18 protein-coding genes are annotated in these 22,331 nt (G+C 75.2%); 11 read left to right on the top strand and 7 right to left on the bottom strand.

Annotated elements, in window-relative coordinates:
- The first annotated feature begins 35 nt into the window (after nucleotides 1-35).
- Nucleotides 36-521, top strand: coding sequence for a hypothetical protein (locus BKA21_RS00680; protein WP_140459077.1), 486 nt, complete (start codon nucleotides 36-38; stop codon nucleotides 519-521).
- 103 nt (nucleotides 522-624) lie between these two features.
- Here the strand turns inward: BKA21_RS00680 and cuyB are convergent, their stop codons facing one another.
- Genes cuyB through gnd form a run of 3 tightly spaced genes read right to left on the bottom strand, consistent with a single transcriptional unit; the run spans nucleotide 625 to nucleotide 4,054 of the window.
- Nucleotides 625-1,332, bottom strand: a complete 708-nt coding sequence (cuyB, locus tag BKA21_RS00675; protein WP_170209001.1) for a cysteate racemase — start codon at nucleotides 1,330-1,332, stop codon at nucleotides 625-627.
- The gene (locus tag BKA21_RS00670) at nucleotides 1,329-2,603 is read right to left on the bottom strand and encodes a carboxylate--amine ligase (RefSeq protein WP_140459078.1); all 1,275 of its coding nucleotides are present in this window, start codon (nucleotides 2,601-2,603) and stop codon (nucleotides 1,329-1,331) included. The genes cuyB and BKA21_RS00670 overlap by 4 nt, the downstream gene beginning before the upstream one ends.
- Nucleotides 2,600-4,054 (bottom strand): NADP-dependent phosphogluconate dehydrogenase, encoded by a 1,455-nt coding sequence (gene gnd / locus BKA21_RS00665; RefSeq protein ID WP_140459079.1) that lies wholly within the window; start codon nucleotides 4,052-4,054, stop codon nucleotides 2,600-2,602. Before gnd ends, BKA21_RS00670 begins: the two co-directional genes overlap by 4 nt.
- Before the next feature lie 155 nt (nucleotides 4,055-4,209).
- Between gnd and BKA21_RS00660 the strand changes: the two genes are divergently transcribed.
- The 6 genes from BKA21_RS00660 to BKA21_RS00635 all read left to right on the top strand — a co-directional run bounded on the left by BKA21_RS00660 (nucleotide 4,210) and on the right by BKA21_RS00635 (nucleotide 12,326).
- Complete coding sequence (locus tag BKA21_RS00660; protein ID WP_140459080.1) at nucleotides 4,210-4,791, top strand: DUF3000 domain-containing protein; 582 nt, start codon at nucleotides 4,210-4,212, stop codon at nucleotides 4,789-4,791.
- 157 nt (nucleotides 4,792-4,948) lie between these two features.
- Nucleotides 4,949-5,407: a helix-turn-helix transcriptional regulator gene (locus BKA21_RS00655; protein ID WP_239072768.1), complete on the top strand. Its 459-nt coding sequence runs from the start codon at nucleotides 4,949-4,951 to the stop codon at nucleotides 5,405-5,407.
- 110 nt (nucleotides 5,408-5,517) lie between these two features.
- Nucleotides 5,518-6,783, top strand: a complete 1,266-nt coding sequence (locus tag BKA21_RS00650; RefSeq protein ID WP_373308156.1) for an HRDC domain-containing protein — start codon at nucleotides 5,518-5,520, stop codon at nucleotides 6,781-6,783.
- A gap of 158 nt (nucleotides 6,784-6,941) precedes the next feature.
- On the top strand, nucleotides 6,942-8,201 hold the full coding sequence (locus BKA21_RS00645; RefSeq protein WP_140459081.1) for a thiolase family protein: 1,260 nt from the start codon (nucleotides 6,942-6,944) through the stop codon (nucleotides 8,199-8,201).
- Complete coding sequence (locus BKA21_RS00640; protein ID WP_140459082.1) at nucleotides 8,198-10,333, top strand: 3-hydroxyacyl-CoA dehydrogenase NAD-binding domain-containing protein; 2,136 nt, start codon at nucleotides 8,198-8,200, stop codon at nucleotides 10,331-10,333. Before BKA21_RS00645 ends, BKA21_RS00640 begins: the two co-directional genes overlap by 4 nt.
- Nucleotides 10,334-10,484: 151 nt before the next feature.
- The gene (locus tag BKA21_RS00635; protein ID WP_140459083.1) at nucleotides 10,485-12,326 is read left to right on the top strand and encodes a S8 family peptidase; all 1,842 of its coding nucleotides are present in this window, start codon (nucleotides 10,485-10,487) and stop codon (nucleotides 12,324-12,326) included.
- Between the two features lie 58 nt (nucleotides 12,327-12,384).
- On the opposite strand, the gene pflA is transcribed toward BKA21_RS00635, so the two are convergent.
- The 4 genes from pflA to BKA21_RS00615 form a co-directional block, all read right to left on the bottom strand.
- Complete coding sequence (pflA, locus tag BKA21_RS00630) at nucleotides 12,385-13,269, bottom strand: pyruvate formate-lyase-activating protein (protein WP_218886959.1); 885 nt, start codon at nucleotides 13,267-13,269, stop codon at nucleotides 12,385-12,387.
- A 119-nt stretch (nucleotides 13,270-13,388) separates the two neighbouring features.
- Nucleotides 13,389-15,656, bottom strand: coding sequence for a formate C-acetyltransferase (gene pflB, locus BKA21_RS00625; RefSeq protein WP_140459085.1), 2,268 nt, complete (start codon nucleotides 15,654-15,656; stop codon nucleotides 13,389-13,391).
- 188 nt (nucleotides 15,657-15,844) lie between these two features.
- On the bottom strand, nucleotides 15,845-17,728 hold the full coding sequence (gene dxs / locus BKA21_RS00620; RefSeq protein WP_140459086.1) for a 1-deoxy-D-xylulose-5-phosphate synthase: 1,884 nt from the start codon (nucleotides 17,726-17,728) through the stop codon (nucleotides 15,845-15,847).
- A gap of 138 nt (nucleotides 17,729-17,866) precedes the next feature.
- Nucleotides 17,867-18,469: a DUF4126 domain-containing protein gene (locus tag BKA21_RS00615; protein WP_140459087.1), complete on the bottom strand. Its 603-nt coding sequence runs from the start codon at nucleotides 18,467-18,469 to the stop codon at nucleotides 17,867-17,869.
- A 52-nt stretch (nucleotides 18,470-18,521) separates the two neighbouring features.
- Here BKA21_RS00615 and BKA21_RS00610 point away from each other — a divergent pair, with 52 nt between their 5' ends.
- The 4 genes from BKA21_RS00610 to BKA21_RS00595 are packed head-to-tail and all read left to right on the top strand — an operon-like array spanning nucleotide 18,522 to nucleotide 22,286.
- On the top strand, nucleotides 18,522-19,976 hold the full coding sequence (locus BKA21_RS00610) for a GuaB1 family IMP dehydrogenase-related protein (protein WP_140459088.1): 1,455 nt from the start codon (nucleotides 18,522-18,524) through the stop codon (nucleotides 19,974-19,976).
- The gene (locus BKA21_RS00605; protein WP_140459089.1) at nucleotides 19,973-20,692 is read left to right on the top strand and encodes a type 1 glutamine amidotransferase; all 720 of its coding nucleotides are present in this window, start codon (nucleotides 19,973-19,975) and stop codon (nucleotides 20,690-20,692) included. Before BKA21_RS00610 ends, BKA21_RS00605 begins: the two co-directional genes overlap by 4 nt.
- The gene (locus BKA21_RS00600) at nucleotides 20,689-21,369 is read left to right on the top strand and encodes an NUDIX hydrolase (protein WP_140459090.1); all 681 of its coding nucleotides are present in this window, start codon (nucleotides 20,689-20,691) and stop codon (nucleotides 21,367-21,369) included. Before BKA21_RS00605 ends, BKA21_RS00600 begins: the two co-directional genes overlap by 4 nt.
- The gene (locus tag BKA21_RS00595) at nucleotides 21,366-22,286 is read left to right on the top strand and encodes an aminoglycoside phosphotransferase family protein (protein ID WP_140459091.1); all 921 of its coding nucleotides are present in this window, start codon (nucleotides 21,366-21,368) and stop codon (nucleotides 22,284-22,286) included. The genes BKA21_RS00600 and BKA21_RS00595 overlap by 4 nt, the downstream gene beginning before the upstream one ends.
- Nucleotides 22,287-22,331 lie beyond the last annotated feature (45 nt).

The raw sequence follows: 22,331 nt of genomic DNA, 5'->3' as shown, positions 1-22,331 counted from the left end.
TGCGCGTCGGGCGCGACGCGCCGTAGGCTCGTCGCGTGACCGACACCATCCTCGTCCTCACCGAGGACACCCTCGCGGGCAGCGACGTCCAGCACATCCTCGACCTGCACGGCGGCGAGGACCTCGCGTACCGCGTGCTGGTCCCGGCCGACACCGACCGCCCGCTCGTCCCCTGGATCGTCGACGCGCTGAGCATGGGCGAGCTGCGCGAGGCGTGGGAGCGCGCGACGGGCGGCGAGCCGTCGCGCACGCAGGCCCGTGCCACCGCCCAGGAGCAGATCGACCGCAGCGTCGCGGCGTTCACCGCCGCCGGGCGCACCGCGACCGGCCAGATCACCGACGACGACCCGCTGCCCGCGCTGCGCACCGCCGTCGCGGCGGGCGACGTGCGCGAGGTCGTCGTGGTGACCTACCCGCACATGGTCGAGGACACGTTCCACACCGACTGGGCGTCGCGGGCCCGCGACCAGCTCCAGGTGCCGGTGCTGCACCTGTACAGCGGCACCAGCGAGCTCGGCTGACGCACCCGCCCCGCCCGACGCCGGGCGGGACGACGCGAGGCCGGACCCCCTGCGGGGTCCGGCCTCGTCGCGCGGAGGCCCCGTCGCACCGGGGCCGCGTCCGTCAGTCCCGCAGCGGACGCCCCGCCCGCACGACCGTGCGCCGGGCCAGCACGTCGAGGGAGTCGACGAGCGTACGGTCCCCGAGCAGGTCGTGCTCGGCGGCGACCACCGAGAGCTCGGTGCAGCCGAGCACGACCGCGTCCGCGCCGCGGGCCCGGAGCCGGTCCGCGACCGCGAGCAGCGCGTCGACGTCCGCCGGCAGCCCCGCCTTGACCTGGTCGTAGATGACCCGCATGACGGTGCGCTGGTCGTCCTCGTCGGGCTGGACCGTGGCCAGCCCGCGCGCCGCGGCGGCGTGCTGGTACACCTGCGCGGCGAGCGTGCCGCTCGTCGCGAGCAGCCCGACCGTGCCGGTGCCGATCCGCCGCGCGACCTCGTCGACGGTCTCGTCGACGATCGACAGCACGGGGATCCGGACCGCCGCGGCGACCTCCTGGGTGAAGTGGTGCGCGGTGTTGCACGGCACCACGACGAACTGCACGCCGAGCCCCTCGAGCCGGCGGGCGTCCGCGGCCATCACGGGCCCCGGGTCGTCCGAGGACTCACCGAGGATGTACGCCGTCCGGTCAGGGATGGCCGCGTGCTGGAGCACGACCAGGTTCACGTGGTCCTGGTCGCGCCCCGCGGCGGTGTGCCGCACGACGAGGTCGAGGAAGCACACCGTCGCGGCCGGTCCGACCCCGCCGATGACCCCGACCTCGTCGCTCACGCGCCCGCCCCCCGCCGCGGCCAGGGGTAGTACCGGCGGAACTTGCGCACCTGGTTGGCCTGGGCGGCCAGCAGGTACGCGATGCGCCGCGGGTGCGTCTCGGCGCGGTACCACAGCGGGTTCGTCACCCGGCGCTCGCGCTCCAGGCGGCGGACCGTCGCGCGCATCTGCGGGTCGGTGACGTACCGGCGCAGCAGCGGGCGGGGCAGGACCGTGTACAGGTGCGGCTCGGCCAGGTGGTCGGGCACGCCGTCGGGCATCGGGTCCAGGCCCTGCAGGTGCTCGCGCACGTACAGCTCCACGGAGTTGCGCCCGCCGGCGGTGATGTAGAAGTTCGAGCGCCCCAGGCGGGGGTTGAGCTCGAAGAACACCGTGCGCCCGTCCCGCGGGTCGTACTTGAGGTCGAAGTTCGCGAACCCGCGCCAGCCGAGGTGCTCGAGCAGGCGGGTGGCCTGCTCGACGATGCGCTGGTCGTGCCGCGTGACGATGCCCGCGGGGTTGCCCAGCGCACCCGGCGTGTGCTCCTCGACGAGGACGTCGCCGAACGCCGAGAAGCGCACCTTGCCGTCCTGGTCGCAGTAGCACGTGAGGATCCGCATGCCCGAGTCGTCACCGGGGATGAGGTCCTGGATGACGAACGCGCCCTGGAAGCCCGACGCCCGGACCCGCTCGAGCAGCTCGGCGAGGTCGGCCGGGGAGTCGACCGTGAAGACCTTCATCTTCCCGGGGAACTCCACCAGGTGGTACGCGGCGGTGTCCGCGGCCTTCGCGATCACGGGGAACCGCAGCCCGGACGTGTCCGGCACGCCGCCGCCCTGCACGTCGTGCACGACGGTCGCGGGGTGGTCGATGCCCAGGCGCAGGCACAGCTCGCCGAACAGGACCTTGTCGGTGACCTTGTCGAACGTCGTCAGGTCGACGTACGGGATCGTGTACAGGTCCTCCAGGCGCGACCGGTTCTCGACGAGCGTGCGCACCAGCCAGTCGGCGCTGCCGAGGGCGATGAGCTGCTTGTCGGGGTACCAGGCCGCGATCGTGCGCAGCCGCTTGACCACGGTCGGGGCGTCGTCGATGCCGGGCTCGACGACGTTGCGCAGGATCCGCGAGTCGCGCACGAGCCCCGTCGCGACGGTCGAGACGACCACGGGGCGCACGCCGTACGCCTCGTGGAACGCCCGCGCGAGGGAGTAGGCACCGATGTCCCCGCCGAGGATGACGGGCTGCAGGTCCGGGGCCGGGACCTGAGCGGTGCCGTGGGTGCGCCGGCTCATGCCTCGTGCTCGGCGCGGTCGCCGGACCAGTCGGTGTGGAACGAGCCGTCGCGGTCCGTGCGGCGGTACGTGTGCGCACCGAAGAAGTCGCGCTGCGCCTGGACGAGGTTCGCCGGCAGGCGCTCGGCACGCACACCGTCGTAGTACGCCAGCGACGAGGAGAACGCGGGCGTCGGGACGCCGTGCACCGCCGCGGCGGCCACGACCCGGCGCCACGCCGCGACGCCGTCGGCCACGGCCGCGGTAAAGTACGGGTCGGCCAGCAGCAGGGGCAGCTGCGCGTCGCGCTCGTACGCCTGCGTGATCCGGTCGAGGAACTTGGCCCGGATGATGCAGCCGCCGCGCCAGATGCGCGCCATGGCGCCGCGGTCGATGGCCCAGCCGAACTCGGCCGACGCCGCCGCGATCTGGTCGAAGCCCTGGGAGTACGCCACGACCTTCGACGCGAAGAGCGCCTTGCGGACGTCCTCGATGAACGCGCCCGGGTCGGGCACGTTCCACGCCTGGACGTCGGCCGGCAGGACGCCGCGGGCCGCCGCGCGCTGCGGCGCCGAGCCCGACAGCGCCCGGGCGAACGTGGCCTCCGCGATGCCGGTGATCGGCACGCCCAGGTCGAGGGCGTTCTGGACGGTCCAGCGGCCCGTGCCCTTCTGCTCGGCGGCGTCGGCGACGACGTCGACGAAGGCCTTGCCGGTCGCCGCGTCCACGTGCTGCAGCACGTCCGCGGTGATCTCGATGAGGAAGGACTCCAGGTCGCCGGAGTTCCACGCCGCGAAGACCTCGCCGATCTCGGCGGCCGACGCCCCGAGCCCGGCCTTGAGCAGGTCGTACGCCTCGGCGATGAGCTGCATGTCGGCGTACTCGATGCCGTTGTGCACCATCTTGACGAAGTGGCCGGCGCCGTCCGGGCCGACCCAGGTGCAGCAGGGCACGCCGTCGACCTTCGCGGAGATCGCCTCGAGGATCGGGCCCAGGCTCTCGTAGGACTCGCGGGTGCCGCCGGGCATGATCGACGGGCCGTTGAGCGCGCCCTCCTCGCCGCCGGACACTCCGGTGCCCACGAAGTGCAGGCCCTTCTCGCGCAGCGCGGCCTCGCGGCGTCGGGTGTCGGGGAAGTGCGCGTTGCCGGCGTCGACGACGATGTCGCCCGCCTCGAGCAGCGGGACGAGCTCGTCGATCACGGCGTCGGTGGCCGCACCGGCCTGGACCATGACGACGACCTTGCGGGGCCGCTCGAGCGCGGCCACGAAGTCGGCCATCGTCTCGGTGGGCACGAAGGTGCCCTCGTCGCCGTGGTCGGCCACGAGCGAGCGCATGCGCGCCGCCGTGCGGTTGTGCACCGCCACCGTGTACCCGTGCCGCGCGAAGTTGCGCGCCAGGTTGCGGCCCATGACCGCCAGGCCGGTGACACCGATCTGGGCGGTGCCCGTGGTGGTCGCGGGGACAGACATCGAGGACTCCTTGCGCCGAGGGACGGCGCGCGCGACCAGCAACGACGGGCGCACGCGCGCCGGATGTGCAACGGCGACGAGACTAGTCGCCGCACCCGGGTGACGTGCGGCGTGCCGGACGTCGAGACGGCGCACGGCGTGCGTACGCTCACCGCGTGAGCCCCCCCGGACCGGAGGACGTCCCTGCCGAGTTCGTCCGCGCGCTGCGGTCGCTGCGCGGCGTGCCCGTACGACCCGAGGTCTCCTTGGAGGAGGTGACCGGACCTGCCCGGATCGCCCCGTACTCCGCGGCGCTGACCGCCGAGGTGCGCACGGCGCGACGCTCGGTGGCTGCCCAGGACCTCGCCTCGGGCCGGTTCGTCGTGCTCTACGACCCCGCCGGGCAAGAGGCCTGGGAGGGCTCGTTCCGCCTGGTCACGCTCGTGCGGGCCACGCTGGAGGAGGAGGTCGGCGCGGACCCGCTGCTCGGCGAGGTCGCGTGGACCTGGTTCCTCGACGCCCTCGGCTCCGCCGGCGTCGACCCGCACGCGGCCGGCGGGACCGTCACGCGCGTGCTGTCGCAGAGCTTCGGCGCCCTGGACCGCCGCGAGGAGCAGTCCGAGCTGGAGATCCGCGCGTCGTGGACCTCGTGGGACGAACGGCTGGCCCCGCACCTGACGGCGTGGACCACGCTGCTGTGCACGGCCGCGGGCCTGCCGCCGCTGCCCGAGGGCGTCGTCCCGCTCCCCCGCCGCTGACCACCACCCGCCCCTGACCTGCGAGAGGAGCCGGATGCCGGCCCCGTTCCTCAAGTCCGCGGCAGGTGGTGCCGATGGGGCAGGTGTGACCATCGAGCCTCTCCGCCGCAGCGACCCCCGCGCCCTCCCGGCTCGGCGTGCGTCGAGCGTCACGGACGTGCCGACGTCCCGCCGGGCGCCGGCCGCGCCCGTGCGCCACCCGATGTGCGTGGTCGTCACCCAGATCGCCCCCGGCGACGGCGAGGCGCTCGTCGCCACGCTGCGCCGGCGCGGCGCCGCGCGCGTCGTCGTCCTGGCCCGCCAGGCCGGCCGGGCCGAGCTGCGCGCCCTGCTCGGCGGCGGCCTGCGCGGCGGGGTGGCCAGCACCACGGAGGCGGTCGCCCCGACGCCCCCGCCCCCGCCCGCCCCGGCGGCCCCGACGGCGGAGCTGTCCGCGCGCGAGCTGAGCGTGCTCACCTGCGTCGCCCAGGGCCGGACCAACAAGCTCATCGGCGAGGACCTCGGGCTGTCCGCGCTCACCGTCAAGAGCCACCTCGCCCGCATCTCCCGCAAGCTCGGCACGGGCGACCGCGCCGAGCTCGTGGCCATCGCGATCCGCACCGGCCTCATCGACTGACGCCGCCCGACGCCCGCCCCGGCCCACGAGCCGGCGCGTCGGTGCACGTCACACGCGACGCGCGTGCCCGGCTGCACCGGCACGCCCCGCACGTCGCCTACCGTTGACCCGTGGGAACCGAGGTGCCGACCGATGCGCCGGGCCCGGGCGTCGACGACCGCCCGGAGCTCGCACCCCCTGCTGTCGTCCCGCTGCTCGAGCCCGCCGACGGCGTGCCCCCCGTGGTCGAGACCCCCGCGGCGCTCGCCGCGGTCGTCGAGGCCTTCGGCGCCGGCACCGGCCCCGTCGCGGTCGACGCCGAGCGCGCGTCGGGCTACCGGTACGGGCAGCGCACCTACCTCGTGCAGCTGCGCCGCGAGGACGCCGGCACCGCCCTGATCGACCCCGTGGCCCTGCCCGACCTGTCGGCGCTGTCCGACGCGCTCGTGGGCGTGGAGTGGGTGCTGCACGCCGCGTCGCAGGACCTGCCCGGGCTCGTCGAGCAGGGCATGCGGCCCAGCCGGGTGTTCGACACCGAGCTCGCCGCGCGGCTGCTGGGCATGGAGCGCGTCGGGCTCGCGGCGGTGGTCGCGGACACCCTCGGCCTCGGCCTGGCCAAGGAGCACTCCGCGGTCGACTGGTCGACCCGCCCCCTGCCGCAGGAGTGGCTGCGCTACGCCGCCCTCGACGTCGAGGTGCTCGTCGAGGTGCGGCAGGTGCTCGCCGAGCGGCTGGCCGAGCAGGGCAAGGCCGAGTGGGCGCGGCAGGAGTTCGAGGCCGTGCGCACGGCACCGGCGCCCGCGCCGCGCGCCGAGCCGTGGCGCCGCGTTTCGGGCCTGCACACGATCCGTGACCAGCGGCGCCTGGCCGTGGTGCGCGAGCTGTACGCGACCCGCGACCGCAACGCCCGCGAGCGCGACATCTCCCCGGGCCGGGTGCTGCCGGACACGGCGATCGTCGCCGCCGCGCAGGCGCTGCCCCGCACGGTGGGCCAGCTCGTCGCGCTCCCGCAGTTCGCGGGCAAGGGCACGCGGCGGCGTGCCGCCCTGTGGCAGCAGTCGATCGACCGGGCGGTGGCGCTGCCCGAGCAGGACCTGCCGTCGGCCCGCGGGCCGGCGGGCGACGGGCCTCCCCCGCCACGCGTGTGGGCGGACCGCGACCCGGCGGCCGCACGGCGGCTCGCGGCGGCGCGGGAGGTCGTCACGGCGCTGTCCGTGGAGCACCACGTGCCGGTGGAGAACCTGCTGCAGCCGGACCTGCTGCGCCGGGTGTGCTGGTCGCCGCCTCGGCCCGCGACCGAGGAGGCCGTGCGCGCCGCGCTCGTGGCGGGCGGGGCGCGCGCGTGGCAGGTCGAGCTGCTCGGGCACCGGGTCGCCGCGGCGTTCGCCGACGCCTGAGCGCACCGCGCACGGCGGGTCCGGCCGTGGGGTGCTGACAAGCGGCACGGCGCGTGGTTACTCTTGAGTAGCTTCACGCCGCCAGGGACCTACGTCCCGTGGGCGGCGTGACCGCCGGGTGGCCCCGGCACCGGACAACGCCGTCCCAGGAGGACCCGATGACGACCTCTGCCCGCCCGCCCGCCGACGCCCGTGCGCCGGGGGCCGTCCGCCGCGTCGTGATGGTCGACGCGGTCCGCACCCCGTTCGGCCGGGCCCGCAAGGACGGCCTCTACGCCCACACGCGCGCGGACGACCTCGCCGTGAAGACCGTGCGCGAGCTGCTGCGCCGGCACCCGCAGCTGCCGCCGGAGCGGGTCGACGACGTCGCGCTCGCGGCCACGACGCAGCAGGGCGACCAGGGCCTGACGCTCGGCCGCACGGTCGCGATGCTCGCCGGGCTGCCCGCCTCGGTCCCCGGGTTCGCGATCGACCGCATGTGCGCGGGGGCCATGACGGCCGTGACCACGACGGCCGCGGCGATCGGCGTCGGCGCGCAGGACGTGACGGTCGCGGGCGGCGTGGAGCACATGGGCCGGCACCCGATGGGGTTCGACGCCGAGCCGAACCCGCGGTTCCTGGCCGAGCGTCTGGTCGCGCCCGACGCGCTGAACATGGGCGTCACGGCCGAGAACCTGCACGACCGGTTCCCGGCGCTGACCAGGGCACGGGCCGACGCGTACGGGGTGCGCAGCCAAGAGCGGTACGCCCGCGCGCTCGCTGCGGGCGCCATCACGCCCGACCTCGTGCCGGTCGCGCTGCGCGACCCGGAGCGCGGCTGGGGGCTGGCCACCGCGGACGAGCCGCCGCGCCCGGGCACCACGCTGGAGTCCGTCGCCGGCCTGCCCACGCCGTTCCGTCCCGGCGGGCGCGTGACGGCCGCGACCTCCGCGCCGCTGACCGACGGTGCCGCGGCGTGCGTGCTCGCCGCCGAGGACGTGGCCGCCGAGCTGGGCCTGCCGGTGCGCCTGCGGATGGTGTCGTTCGCGTACGCCGGCGTCGACCCGGACGTCATGGGCCTGGGCCCGGTGCCGGCGACGCACAAGGCGCTCGACCGCGCCGGCCTGACGATGGACGACATCGGCCTGGTCGAGATCAACGAGGCGTTCGCGGTGCAGGTGCTGTCGTTCCTCGACGCGTTCGGCATCGACGACGAGGACCCGCGGGTCAACCCGTACGGCGGGGCGATCGCGGTGGGGCACCCGCTGGCGTCGTCGGGCGTGCGGCTGATGGCCCAGCTGGCCCGGCAGATGGCCGAGCGGCCCGACGTCCGCTACGGCCTGACGACGATGTGCGTGGGCCTCGGCCAGGGCGGCACCGTCGTCTGGGAGAACCCGCACTGGACCGGCACGACGACCCGCGAGGAGGACGCCCGATGAGCGCCACCGGAACGGCCCACGGGGCCGACCCCCGCCCGGAGCGCGTGACGCACGCGCTCGTGCGCGACGTGCCCCTGCCCGACGGGCTGGGCACCCTCGCGCTGGTCACGCTCGACAACGGCCTGGACCACACGAAGCCGACGACGCTCGGCCCGCAGGGCATCGCCGGGCTCACGCAGGTGCTCACGGCGCTGCAGGCACGCGCCCGGGCCGGCGAGATCGCCGCCGTCGCGGTCACCGGCAAGCCGTACTACCTCGCCGCGGGCGCGGACCTCACGCAGGTCGCGGGCGTCACCTCCCGGGAGCAGGCACTGGGGCTGGGGCGGGGCGGGCACGCCGCGTACCGGCTGCTGGGCGAGATGGGCGTGCCGACGTTCGCGTTCGTCAACGGAGTCGCGCTCGGCGGCGGCCTGGAGGTCGCGCTCAACTGCGACCACCGGACCGTCGCGGCCGACGTGCGGGCGCTGGCGCTGCCGGAGACCGGCCTGGGGCTGGTGCCCGGGTGGGGCGGGGCGTACCTGGTGCCGCGCCTGGTCGGGATCGAGCGTGCAGTGGACGTCGTGCTCGCACGGCCGGCGGCGAACAAGCCGTTCAGCGCGCAGGAGGCCGCCGACCTGGGCCTGGTGGACGTCGTCCTGGACGCCGCGGACTTCCTCGAGGAGTCCGTGCGGTGGGCCGCCCGCGTGCTCGCGGGCGAGGTCGTCGTGCCCCGCCGCGCCCTCGACGACGCGGCGACCTGGCGGGCGGTCACGGACGCGGCCCGCGAGCGCCTCGACGCGACCCTGCACGGCTCGCGCCCGGCCCCCTACCGCGCGCTGGACCTGATGGCCGCCGCGCGCGACACCGACCGGGACGCGGCGTTCGCGGCGGAGGACGAGGCGCTGGCCGACCTGATCATGAGCGACGAGATGCGCGCGAGCGTCTACGCGTTCGGACTCGTGCAGGCCGGGCGGCGTCCCACCGGGGCCCCCGACCCGGCCCTCGCGCAGCCCGTGACGAAGGCCGGGGTGGTCGGCGCCGGGCTGATGGCCGCGCAGATCGCGGTGCTGCTGGCCCGGCGGCTCGCGGTGCCGGTCGTCATGCGCGACATCGACCCCGCCCGGGTCGAGCAGGGGCTGGCGGCCGTGCGTGCCGCGGTCGAGCGGCTGGTCGCCGGCGGCCGGGTCACGTCGGACGCCGGGGCACGGCTGGTCGCGTCCATCACCGGTTCGACGGAGCTCGACGTCTTCACCGGCTGCGACCTGGTCGTCGAGGCCGTCACGGAGGTGCTCGAGCTGAAGAAGCGCGTCTTCGCCGAGCTCGAGCAGGTGGTGGCGCCCGACGCGGTGCTGGCGACGAACACCTCGGCGCTGTCGGTCACCGCGATGGCCGCCGACCTGGCCCACCCCGAGCGGGTCGTGGGCCTGCACTTCTTCAACCCCGTCGCCGCGATGCCGCTCGTCGAGGTCGTCCGTGCGACGACCACGTCGGACGCGGCCCTGGCCACGGCGTTCGCCGTCACCGACCGGCTCGGCAAGACGGCCGTGCTCGTCGCGGACCGGCCGGGCTTCGTGGTCAACCGGCTGCTCGTGCTCCTGCTCGGGGTGGTCGTCGACGCCGTCGAGCACGGAACGCCCGTCGAGGTCGCCGACCGTGCGCTCGACCCCCTGGGGCTGCCGATGCCGCCGTTCGCCCTGTTCGACCTCGTGGGTCCCGCCGTGGGGCTGCACGTGCTCACGTCGTTGCGGGCCGGGCTCGGCGAGCGGTTCCCGCGCTCGGCGGGCCTGGAGAAGCTCGTCGCGGAGGGCACGCCCGTCGTGCGCCCGGCACCGGCCAAGGGTCTGCCGCAGCGTGTCGACCCCGCCGTGCAGACCGTGTTCGACGCGGCCCGCGACCGGTCCGCCGACGCACCGCTGGACGAGGCGGGCGTGCTCGACGCGGTCCGCACCGCGCTGGCCGTCGAGATCGGGCACATGCTCGACGAGGGTGTCGTGACCACGCCCCAGCAGATCGACCTGTGCATGGTCCTCGGTGCCGGCTGGGGCTTCCACCTCGGGGGCATCACGCCGTACCTCGACCGCACGGGCACGTCCGAGAAGGTCCTGGGGCGCCGGCTCCTGCCTACGGGCGTCGCGGACGTCCCCCGCGGGTGACACCCGACCGGCCCCCGCACCGCGCGGCGCGGGGGCCGGTGCGGACGACCCGGACATCTCGTCCCGGTCGACCGCTCAGATCCTTCACCCGTCCGGCCGATGACCAGGGTGTGGGGGCGCCGTGCGAGCGGTCCCGGGGAGGACGGGGTCGATGACGGGGCGCAGCACGACGCAGGGACGCTCACGGCTGCTGGGGGCGCTCGGCGCGGGCACCGCGGTAGTGCTGCTCTGCCAGGCGGCCGCACCCGGCGCCCCTCTGCACGGGTCCGTCCCGGAGCCGGGCACCGCCCCGCCCGTCGTGGCCGAGGGTGCGACCACGTACGTCGTGCAGACGGACGACGTCACGGCCGTCGGCGAGCAGCTCGCCGACCTGGGGGCGGAGCCGACGCAGACGTTCGAGGACGTCGGCTCCCTGACGGTCGCGCTGACGCCCGACCAGCTCGCGGCACTGGAGGCCGGTGGCGACGTCGCCGCCGTCGCGCCCGAGCAGGAGTACTCCGTCGACGCGACGCAGGCGCAGGCGCCCTGGGGCCTCGACCGCATCGACCAGGCGGCGCTGCCGCTGGACCAGTCGTTCACCTACGACGACACCGCCGGGGCCGGCGTGCGGGTGTACGTCGTCGACACCGGGGTCAGCGGCGGCACGCAGCTCAGCGGCCGCCTGGCCGCCGGGATGTCCGCCGTCGCCGGCAGCAGCAGCACCACGGACTGCCACGGCCACGGCACCCACGTGGCCGGCACGGTCGCCGGCACGACCTTCGGGGTCGCGAAGAAGGCCACGGTCGTGCCGGTACGCGTCCTCGACTGCGAGGGCCGGGGCAGCACGTCGACGGTCGTCGCCGGCCTCGACTGGGTCCTGGCCACCCACGCCGCCGGCACGCCCGGCGTGGTGAACCTCTCGCTCGGGGGGCCGCGGAACGAGGCCCTGGACGCCGCTGTCGAGGAGGTCGTGCAGCGCGGGCTCGTGGTCGTCGCGGCGGCCGGCAACAAGGCCGAGGACGCCTGCACGCAGTCCCCCGCGGCCGCACCGGCGGCCGTGACCGTCGGCGCGTCCGACGAGCACGACGACCGGGCGTACTTCTCGAACCACGGCCCGTGCCTGGACGTCTTCGCCCCCGGCAACCGCATCATGTCGACCTCCTTGACGTACGCGTCGGGCGCCGAGCTGCGGTCCGGCACGTCGATGGCGGCCCCCCACGCGTCGGGCGTGGCCGCGCTCGTCCTGGCCCGCAACCCGGGTGCGACCGCGACGCAGGTCGCCGAGTCGCTGCGCGCCACGTCCCGCGACGTGGTCGCCGACCCGCGCTCGCCCGGCGTCGGGCTGCTGTCGTCGTCGTCCGCCCTGGTCGCCGGGAGCATGGCGCCGTCGCGCACGTCCCTGTACGTGCAGGAGGCGTACCAGATGCTCGTGGGCCGCGCGCCCAGCAGCACCAACGCCGCCACGTGGACCTCGCGCCTCGAGGGCGGGACGTCGCGGCTGACGCTGGCGACCTCCCTGACGTCGAGCGTCACGTACCGCGGGCAGCTCGTCGACGCCGCGTACGGCACCTACCTGGACCGGTCGCCCAGCACGACGATGCTCTCGCAGTGGCGCTCGAAGCTCGGCACGGGCAGCAGCCCGCAGGACCTCGAGGCGTACCTGATCGCCTCCGCGACCTACTACTCGCTGGCCGGCGGCACGTCGCGCGCGTGGGTCGAGGCGATGTCGCAGGACCTGCTGGGCAAGGCCCCCACCGCGGACCAGCTGAGCCGGTGGACGCCGAGCGCGAGCACCGTCGCCGGGCGGACCTCGGTGGCCCGCACGGTCCTGGCGTCGACCACGCACCTGCACCGGCGCGTCGACGGGCAGTACCAGCTCCTGCTCGGCCGGGCGTCGACCGCGACGGAGCGCACCACCTGGACGACGAACCTGCGCTCGGGCGTCCGCGTGGAGACCTTCTCGGCCCGTCTCGTCGCCAGCGCCGAGCTGTGGAACGGGCTCGGCGCGGGCTGAGCGGCACCGGCCGGGCACCCGCCGCACCAGCGGCGGGGCACCCGGGCCCTGCGCGGGATCAGTGCGTGAGCAGGCCGCGGGCGCGGAACACGTCGCGGACGGCCTCGGTGGCCTCGGCCGTCGGGGGCTCGGTGTCCTCGAGCTCGTAGCGCATCCCCAGCTCAGCCCACTTGTCGCGGCCCATCTGGTGGAACGGCAGGACCTCGACGCGCTCGACCGCGGGGCCGAGGGACGCGACGTGGTCGGCCACGGCCGCGACGTTCGCCGGCGCGTCGGTCAGGCCCGGGACGAGCACGAACCGGATCCACAGGCGCGTGCCGCGGGCGGCCAGGCGCCGGGAGAACTCCAGCGTCGGGGCGAGCTCGCGCCCGGTGACGCGCCGGTAGGTCTCCGGGTCGCCGGACTTCACGTCGAGCAGCACGAGGGACACGTCGTCCAGGGTCGCGTCGTCGATCTGGGCGCCGAGGTAGCCGGAGGTGTCGATCGCCACGGGCACGTCCATGGCCGCGGCGCCGCGCACGAGCCGGCGCACGAACGCGGGCTGCATGAGGGGCTCGCCGCCGGAGATGGTCAGGCCCCCGCCGGTGGCCGTGAACACACCGCGGTAGCGGGCGACGCGCGCGAGGATCTCGTCGGCGGTGACGTCCGTCCCGCGGCGCATCTGCATGGTGTCGGGGTTGTGGCAGTACAGGCAGCGCAGGGGGCAGCCCGACAGGAACACGGTGAGACGGGTGCCGGGGCCGTCGACGGCCGTCACGAGCTCCCAGGAGTGCACGGACCCCACACGGCCCTCGCGGACGGCGGCGAGGCGCTCGGAGCGCTCGGCCTCCGTGGTCTCCAGGCCGGCGGTGCCGTGACCCGCGGTGCGGGTGTGCGAGCCGCCGACCAGCGGCAGCCCCAGGGGCACGACCGGGGCTCCGGGGCGTTCGTCCGTGGCGGTCAACGTCGTCACCTGGCTCTGCGGTCGTCCTGCGCGGGTGGTGCCGGTGGTGCGGGGTCGGGGCGGGCCCGACGGTGGTGCGACCCCGGCCCGCGCGGGGCGGGCCGGGGTCGCGCGGCGGGTCAGACCGCGCCGTGGAACGTGCGGGACAGCACGTCGAGCTGCTGCTCGCGGGTCAGCCGGACGAAGTTCACCGCGTAGCCGGACACGCGGATCGTCAGCTGCGGGTAGTTCTCCGGGTGCTCCATGGCGTCCACGAGCGTCTCGCGGTTCAGCACGTTCACGTTCATGTGGAACCCGGCCGACAGCACGTAGGCGTCGAGCAGGCCGACGAGGTTGGTCAACTGCTCGTCCTTCGTGCGGCCGAGCCCGGAGGGCACGATCGACGAGGTCAGCGAGATGCCGTCCTGCGCCTCGGAGTACGGGAGCTTGGCCACGGACAGCGCCGAGGCGAGCATGCCGTGGGTGTCGCGGCCGTTCATCGGGTTGGCGCCCGGGGCGAACGGCTCGCCGGCCTTGCGGCCGTCGGGGGTGGACCCGGTGGCCTTGCCGTACACGACGTTGGACGTGATCGTCAGCACCGACTGCGTGTGCAGCGCACCGCGGTAGGTGGGCAGCGCGCGGATCTTCTCCATGAAGCGCCGGACGATCCACACCGCGATGTCGTCGGCCCGGTCGTCGTCGTTGCCGTACGTCGGGAAGTCGCCCTCGACGGCGTACTCGGTGACCAGCCCGTCGGCCGTGCGCAGGGCGCGGACCTTGGCGTGCTTGATCGCCGACAGGGAGTCGGTCACCACGGACAGGCCCGCGATGCCGCACGCGAGGGTGCGCAGCACGGTCCGGTCGTGCAGGGCCATCTCGATGCGCTCGTACGCGTACTTGTCGTGCATGTAGTGCACGCAGTTCAGCGCGTCCACGTACGTCTCGGCGAGCCAGTCCATCGTCTTGTCGAACTTGGCCATGACGTCGTCGTAGTCGAGCACCTCGCCGTCCACGGGTGCCATGACCGGGGCGATCTGCTTGCCGGAGATCTCGTCCCGGCCGCCGTTGATCGCGTAGAGCAGCGCCTTGCCGAGGTTGACGCGGGCGCCGAAGAACTGCATCTGCTTGCCCACGCGCATCGGCGAGACGCAGCACGCGATGGCCGCGTCGTCGCCCCACGAGGAGCGGATGAGCTCGTCGGACTCGTACTGCACGGCGGAGGTGTCGATCGAGACCTGCGCGCAGAACTTCTTGAAGCCCTCGGGCAGCCGCTCGCTCCAGAACACGGTCATGTTCGGCTCGGGCGCCGGGCCCAGGTTGTACAGGGTCTGCAGGTACCGGAACGAGGTCTTCGTGACGAGCGGGCGACCGTCCTCGCCGAGACCGCCGATGGACTCGGTGACCCACGTCGGGTCGCCGGAGAAGAGCTGGTCGTACTCCGGGGTGCGCAGGAAGCGCACGATCCGCAGCTTGATGACGAAGTCGTCGACGATCTCCTGCGCCTGCTCCTCGGTGAGGACGCCGGCGGCGAGGTCGCGCTGCAGGTACACGTCGACGAACGTCGAGGTGCGGCCCAGCGACATCGCGGCGCCGTTCTGCTCCTTCACCGCGGCCAGGTAGGCGAAGTACAGCCACTGCACGGCCTCGCGGGCCGTGGTCGCCGGCGCGGAGATGTCGTAGCCGTAGGACGCGGCCATCGTCTTGAGCTCGCCGAGCGCGCGGATCTGCTCGGAGAGCTCCTCGCGGTCGCGGATGACGTCCTCGACGGAGCGCTCCATGTCGAGGGAGGCCTTCTCGAGCTTCTTCGCCGCGATCAGCGCGTCGACCCCGTACAGCGCCACGCGGCGGTAGTCGCCGATGATCCGGCCGCGGCCGTAGGCGTCGGGCAGGCCCGTGATGATGTGCGAGCTGCGCGCGGCGCGCACGTTCGGCGGGTACACGTCGAAGACCCCGGCGTTGTGGGTCTTGCGGTACTTGGTGAACGTGTCGACGACGTGCTGCGGGGCCTCGTAGCCGTAGGTCTCGAGCGACGTCTGCACCATGCGCCACCCGCCGTTGGGCATGATCGCGCGCTTGAGGGGGGCGTCGGTCTGCAGGCCGACGATGAGCTCGTCGTCCTTCGAGATGTAGCCGGGGCCGTGGGACGTGATCGTCGAGGGCGTGGTCGGGTCGACGTCGTAGACGCCCTTCTCACGCTCGGCGGGGAACATCGCGCTGAGGCGGTCCCAGATGCCCGTGGTGCGGGCGGTGGGGCCGGCGAGGAAGCTCGCGTCGCCGGTGTACGGCGTGTAGTTGCGCTGGATGAAGTCGCGGACGTCGACGTGGTCGGTCCACGGCCCGGTGGCGAAGCCCTCCCAGGCTGCCGGGACGGCGGTGTCGCGGTCGCTGGGTACGGCGGTGATGGACATCTGACGCTCCTGGGGTCCGGGGTCGATGAGAACCACGCTAGGAGGCCAGTGATGGGATGTCTTGGGACCTGGGTCCCGCCCCTCCACGAGCGTACGTGACGCACAGCACAGCGCACATCACCCGCCCGCGCCCGGACGCGACACGTCCCGCCGGGCGGGCACCCGGCGGGACGTGTCGGACCGGGTGGTCAGGACCGGGCGCCGAGGGCCCGCAGCACGTCGGCGGCCACGTCGTGCGCGCCCAGGCGCAGCTCGTCGACGATCTCGTCGCGCGTGGCGTGGTCGAGGAACGCGGCGGGCACGCCGAAGGACTGCACGGGCGTCAGGCAGGCCGCCTCGCGGGCGCGCTGGCCGGTGAGCGCGCCGATGCCGCCGTCGACGAGGCCGTCCTCGACCGTGACGACGTGGTCGTGCTCCCCGACGAGCTTGACGAGCGCCGCGGGCACGGGCAGCACCCACCGCGGGTCGACGACCGTGACGGCCAGGTCGTGGCCGGCGAGCAGCTCGCCGACGCGCAGCGCGGTCGGGACCATCGAGCCCACACCCACGACGAGCACCTTCCGGGCGCCGGCACCGCCCTCGTGGCGGGCCAGCACGTCGACGCCGTCGACGTCCTCCAGCGCCGGCAGCGCCTCCCCCATCGCGCCCTTGGGGTAGCGCACGACCGTGGGGGCGTCGTCGACGTCGACCGCCGCGCGCAGCGCCGCCCGCAGCGTCTCCTCGTCGCGGGGCGCCGCCAGGCGCAGCCCGGGGACGATGGAGAGCATCGCCAGGTCCCACATGCCGTTGTGGCTCGCGCCGTCGTCACCGGTGATCCCGGCCCGGTCGAGCACGAACGTCACGCCCGCGCGGTGCAGCGCCACGTCCATGAGGACCTGGTCGAACGCGCGGTTGAGGAACGTCGCGTACACGGCCACCACGGGGTGCAGGCCGGTGAAGGCCAGGCCCGCGGCGGACGTGGCGGCGTGCTGCTCGGCGATGCCGACGTCGAAGACACGCTCGGGGAACTCGGCCTCGAAGGGGGCCAGCCCGACCGGCTGCAGCATCGCGGCGGTGATCGCCACGACGTCGGGGCGACGACGCCCGATGCGGACGATCTCGTCGGCGAACACGCTGGTCCAGCCGAAGCGCGACGGAGCCAGGGGCAGCCCGGTCTCGGGGTGGATGCGCCCGACAGCGTGGAACCGGTCGGCGACGTCCTGCTCGGCCGGGGAGTACCCGCGGCCCTTCTCGGTGATGACGTGCACGATGACCGGGCCGCCGAACGCCTTGGCGCGGTGCAGCGCGCGCTCGACCGCGCCCTCGTCGTGGCCGTCGACCGGGCCGACGTACTTCAGGCCGAGGTCCTCGAACATGCCCTGCGGCGCGACGACGTCCTTGATGCCCTTCTTCAGCCCGTGCAGCGCCCCGTAGGCCAGGCGGCCCGGCGCACCCGAGCGGCGCAGCGTCGTCTTGCCCCACGTGAGGACGGACTCGTAGCCCTGCGTGGTGCGCAGCGTGTCGAGGTGGTGGGCGAGCCCGCCGATGGTCGGCGCGTAGGAGCGGCCGTTGTCGTTGACGACGACGACGAGCCGGCGGTCGGCGCCGGAGGCGATGTTGTTCAGCGCCTCCCAGGCCATGCCCCCGGTCAGCGCACCGTCGCCGATGACGGCGACGGTGTAGCGGTCGTGCTCGCCCGCGATCTGCCGGCCCTTGGCGATGCCGTCCGCCCAGGACAGCGCCGTCGAGGCGTGGGAGTTCTCCACGACGTCGTGCTCGGACTCCGCCCGGCTCGGGTACCCCGACAGGCCGCCGCGACGGCGCAGGTCGGAGAAGTCGCGCCGGCCCGTGAGCAGCTTGTGCACGTACGCCTGGTGGCCGGTGTCGAAGACCAGCGTGTCCCGCGGCGACTCGAACACCCGGTGCAGGGCGATGGTCAGCTCGACGACGCCGAGGTTCGGCCCGAGGTGCCCCCCGGTGCGCGAGACGCGGTCGACGAGGAACGCACGGATCTCGTCCGCGAGGTCGCCCAGGCGGCGGGCGGGCAGTGCGCGGACGTCCGCGGGCGACGTGATGCGGTCGAGCAGGGCCACGGGTCTCCTCCCAGGTGCGGCGACGCTGCCGCACGGACGGTCAGCCACCACACTCTAGGCGCCCGCGCGCGCGGGGGCCCGCGCACGATGTGTCCGTCCTGTGCACGTGCCCAGGAGAGCCGGGCCGGGCCGACCCGCTCAGCCGGGGGCCGCCCCCGGGGGTCGGCGCCGCCGGGCGCGGCGGCGCACCAGGACGGCGCCGGCGACCACGGCGACGAGCAGCACCGCCACCAGCACGGGCACGAAGACGGCGGCCAGGCTCAGCCCCACGGCCGCCCCGTCCTCGATCGTCGAGACCACCGGTGCACCGAGCCCGCCCGTGGCCGCGTTGACGACCGGGCGCGTCGTCGCCTTGACCGCGTGGACCGCGAGGGCCACCGCTCCCCCGGCGACGAACGGCACCCACGGGTGCTCCGCCACGAAGCCCGTGACCTGCGTGGAGCCCTCGACGCGCTCGGCCGCGGACGTCGCGGCGAACACCACGCCCCCGGTCGCGGGCCGCAGGAGGGTCTGCACGGCGTCGTTGACCGAGTCGACCGCGGGGACCTTGTCGAGCACCACGTCCGTCACGAGCAGCACCGTGCCCACGCCGATCGCCCACCAGCTCTCCATCCAGACCAGCGGGTCGGGCAGCACGACGACGTCGGTGAGCCGCGCGAGGAGCGCGACGAGCAGGAACGGGACGTAGGCGTTGAGGCCGGCGGCGGCCGACAGGCCCACCCCGGTGAGCGCCACGAGCATGCCCGTGACCCTACCGGGGCGCCGGTAGCATGAGGCGGAAAGGGGAACACCCATGCGCTTCTTGCCCGGCCACGCGCCGACCTCCGACCTGACCTACGGCGACGTCTTCCTCGTCCCGTCCCGCTCGGAGGTGATCTCCCGGTTCGACGTCGACCTGACCAGCGTCGACGGCACCGGGACCACCCTGCCGATCGTCGTCGCCAACATGACGGCCGTCGCCGGCCGCCGGATGGCCGAGACGGTCGCCCGCCGCGGCGGCCTCGCCGTGCTCCCGCAGGACACCCCGACGGACGTCGTCGCCGGCGTCGTCGCGAGCGTCAAGCAGCGGCACCCCGTCGTGGAGACCGCGACCGTGGTGCAGCCGCACGACACCGTGCACACGGCGCTGACGCTCATCGCCAAGCGGTCCCACGGTGCCGCGGTCGTCGTCGACGACGGGCGGCCCGTCGGGGTCGTGACCGAGGCGGACTGCCGCGGCGTCGACCTGTTCACCCAGGTCGACCAGGTGATGACCCCCGAGCCCACCACCGTGGACCTCGCCGTCGTCGAGGGTGCCGGCCCCGCCGGGCTGGAGGAGGCGTTCGAGCAGCTGCACCGCTCGCGGCGGCGCTTCTCCCCCGTCGTGCGCGACGGCCGCCTCGTGGGCGTCCTCACGCGCGTCGGCGCGCTGCGCTCGTCGATCTACGCCCCCGCGCTCGACGCGCAGGGCCGGCTGCGGATCGCCGCGGCCGTCGGCATCAACGGCGACGTGCGGTCCAAGGCCGCCGACCTGCTCGCCGCGGGCGTGGACGTGCTCGTCGTCGACACCGCGCACGGCCACCAGCGCAAGATGATCGACGCGCTGGCCGCGGTGCGCTCGCTCGACCCGCAGGTGCCGGTCGTCGCGGGCAACGTGGTCACCGCCGAGGGTGTGCGCGACCTCGTCGAGGCCGGTGCGGACATCGTCAAGGTCGGCGTCGGGCCCGGGGCGATGTGCACGACGCGGATGATGACGGCCGTCGGGCGCCCGCAGTTCTCCGCGGTGCTCGAGTGCGCGGCGGAGGCCCGCCGCCTGGGCCGGCACGTGTGGGCCGACGGCGGCGTGCGGCACCCGCGCGACGTCGCGCTCGCGCTGGCCGCCGGCGCGTCGCAGGTCATGGTCGGCTCCTGGTTCGCCGGCACGCACGAGTCGCCCGGCGACCTGCACCACGACGCCGACGGCCGCGCGTACAAGGAGAGCTTCGGCATGGCCTCGGCGCGCGCCGTCGCGGCCCGCACACGGGGCGGCACCGCCTTCGAGCGGGCCCGCAAGGCCCTGTACGAGGAGGGCATCTCGACGTCCCGGATGTACCTGGACCCGCGGCGTCCCGGCGTCGAGGACCTCCTCGACCACATCACCGCGGGCGTGCGCTCGGCGGCCACGTACGTGGGTGCGACCTCCCTGGAGGAGCTGCACGAGCGCGCGGTCGTGGGCATCCAGTCCGAGGCCGGCTACGCCGAGGGCCGGCCGCTGCCCGACGGCTGGTGACCGACGTGCGTCCCGTGCTCGTGCTGCAGCACGCGCCGCACGAGGGCCTGGGTCGGATCTCCCCCGCGCTGGGCGACGTCCCGTACCGGGTCCGCACGGTGCTCGACGACCCGCAGCCTCGGCTGCCGGGCGTCGACGCGTTGTCCGGCGTCGTCGTCATGGGTGGCCCCATGGACGCCGACGACGTCGCCGGGCACCCGGGCCTGGCCGCCGAGCGGGCGCTGCTCGCGGCGGCGGTCGACGCGGACGTGCCGGTGCTGGGCGTGTGCCTGGGCCACCAGCTGCTGGCGCTGGCCCTGGGGGCACGCCTGCACCGCCGCGCAGGTCTCGAGATCGGGTTCGCCCCGGTCCGGCTCGTCGCCGACGACCCGGTCGTGGGGGCGCTGGCCCCGGGCACGGGAGAGGGCAGCGCGACGGTGCTGCACTGGCACTCCGACACCGTGGACCTGCCCGCAGGCGCCACGCTGCTGGCGTCGTCGGACGTGACGCAGGTGCAGGCGTTCCGCGCCGGCAGCGCCGTGGGCGTGCAGTTCCACCCCGAGCTCGACGCGGCGCTGCTGGACCTGTGGCTGCGCACGCCGGACATGGTGGCCGGGCTCGACGAGCACGAGGTCGACGCGATCCGGTCCGACGGCGCCCGGCACCTGCCCGCGCTCGCGGGGCCCGCCGCGGCGGCGTTCGGGGCGTTCGCGGGCGCGGTCCGGGCCCGCGGATGACGACGCCGGGCACCGACGCGCGCGCCGAGCTCGTGCGCCTCGTGGCCCGCGGCGTGGACTGGCGGGTCGACCCGGCGCGCGCGCTGCGCGACCCCGCCCGCGCGCGGCGCGCGGCGGTGCTCGTGCTGTTCGGCGTGCTCGACTCGCACCCGGCGGGTGCCGGCGGCACGGGGCACGTCCCCGCGGACCTCGACGTGCTGCTGCAGCGCCGGTCCGCGACGCTGGGGCACCACCCGGGCCAGGTCGCGTTCCCCGGCGGCGGCATCGACCCCGAGGACGACGGTCCCGTGGGGGCGGCGCTGCGCGAGGCCGTCGAGGAGACGGGGCTCGACCCGGGCGGCGTCGAGCCTCTGGGGACGCTCGCGGACGTGCCGCTGCCGGTCAGCGACAACCTCGTCACGCCGGTGCTGGCGTGGTGGTCGCGGCCTTCGGCGGTGGCCGCGGTCGACCACCGCGAGACGGTCGACGTGTTCCGCGCACCCGTCGCCGACCTCCTCGACCCCGCCCGGCGCGGCTCCGTGGAGCACAGCACCGGCCACGGCCGCGTCCGGACGCCCGCGTTCGTGCTCGACGACGGCGTGGTCGTGTGGGGGTTCACCGCGATCGTCCTGCACGGCGTCCTCGACGCCCTCGGGTGGACGGTGCCGTGGGACGTGCACCGCACGGTCGTCCCGTGAGCACGGCGGCCGGTCCCGCGCCCGGTCCCCCGCCGCCGCGGCACCCGAAGATCGAGGTCGACGTCGACGCCGCGCTGGCGCACGACCTCCTCGTCGAGCAGCACCCCGACCTGGCCGGCCTGCCCGTGCACGGGCGCGTGCACGGGTGGGACAACCTCACGTGGCGGCTCGGTGACGACCTGGCGCTGCGGTTCCCCGTGCGCGTGGCGTCCGCCCCGCTCGTCGAGCACGAGCAGCGCTGGCTGCCCCGGCTCGCCCCCACGCTGCCGGTGGCGGTCCCGGCTCCCGCCCGGGTGGGCCGCGCCGGCGCCGGGTACCCGTGGCCGTGGAGCGTCGTGCCGTGGCTGCCGGGCGACGTGGTGGCCGCAGGACCGGTGGCCGGCCGGACCGTGTGGGCGCCCGCGCTGGCCGAGGCGCTGGCCGCCCTGCACGTGCCCGCGCCGCCGGACGCGCCGCACAACCCGTTCCGGGGCGTGCCGCTCGCGGACCGGGACGCCGTGGTCGGGGCCCGGCTGGCGGGCACGCCGCTGCCGCACCGGGAGGTGCTGCTGCGCGCGTGGCACGACGGGCTGGCGGCCCCCGCGTGGGACGGGCCGCCCGTGTGGGTGCACGGCGACCCGCACCCCGGCAACCTGCTGGCGGACGCGCGCTCCCTGACGGCGCTCATCGACTTCGGCGACCTGTGCGCGGGCGACCCGGCGAGCGACCTCGCGACCGCGTGGATGACCTTCGACGCCGCCGGGCGTGCCGCGTTCGTCGCCCGGACCCGGGAGCTGCGGGGCTGGGACGACGCCACCTGGGTGCGTGCCCGCGCGTGGGCCGCGAGCTACGTCCCGGTGCTGCTGGCCCACCCGGACGAGTACCCGCTGATGGCGGCGGTCGGCCGGGCCACGGCCGACCACCTCGCCGCGGGCTGACCGCCGCACGGGCAGCAGCCGTCACGACCGACCCGCGCAGCCTCT

Source organism: Cellulomonas oligotrophica (genome assembly GCF_013409875.1).
GTDB lineage: Bacteria > Actinomycetota > Actinomycetes > Actinomycetales > Cellulomonadaceae > Cellulomonas > Cellulomonas oligotrophica.
This window is presented reverse-complemented; position numbering and strand designations above follow the sequence as displayed.

What these genes read in the sequence shown, in the direction of transcription:
- BKA21_RS00670 (WP_140459078.1), bottom strand. Translation starts at nt 2,603, where the DNA reads ATGAGCCGGCGCACCCACGGCACCGCTCAGGTCCCGGCCCCGGACCTG.
- gnd (WP_140459079.1), bottom strand. Translation starts at nt 4,054, where the DNA reads ATGTCTGTCCCCGCGACCACCACGGGCACCGCCCAGATCGGTGTCACC.
- BKA21_RS00645 (WP_140459081.1), top strand. Translation starts at nt 6,942, where the DNA reads ATGACGACCTCTGCCCGCCCGCCCGCCGACGCCCGTGCGCCGGGGGCC.
- BKA21_RS00640 (WP_140459082.1), top strand. Translation starts at nt 8,198, where the DNA reads ATGAGCGCCACCGGAACGGCCCACGGGGCCGACCCCCGCCCGGAGCGC.
- BKA21_RS00635 (WP_140459083.1), top strand. Translation starts at nt 10,485, where the DNA reads ATGACGGGGCGCAGCACGACGCAGGGACGCTCACGGCTGCTGGGGGCG.
- pflB (WP_140459085.1), bottom strand. Translation starts at nt 15,656, where the DNA reads ATGTCCATCACCGCCGTACCCAGCGACCGCGACACCGCCGTCCCGGCA.
- BKA21_RS00615 (WP_140459087.1), bottom strand. Translation starts at nt 18,469, where the DNA reads ATGCTCGTGGCGCTCACCGGGGTGGGCCTGTCGGCCGCCGCCGGCCTC.
- BKA21_RS00610 (WP_140459088.1), top strand. Translation starts at nt 18,522, where the DNA reads ATGCGCTTCTTGCCCGGCCACGCGCCGACCTCCGACCTGACCTACGGC.
- BKA21_RS00600 (WP_140459090.1), top strand. Translation starts at nt 20,689, where the DNA reads ATGACGACGCCGGGCACCGACGCGCGCGCCGAGCTCGTGCGCCTCGTG.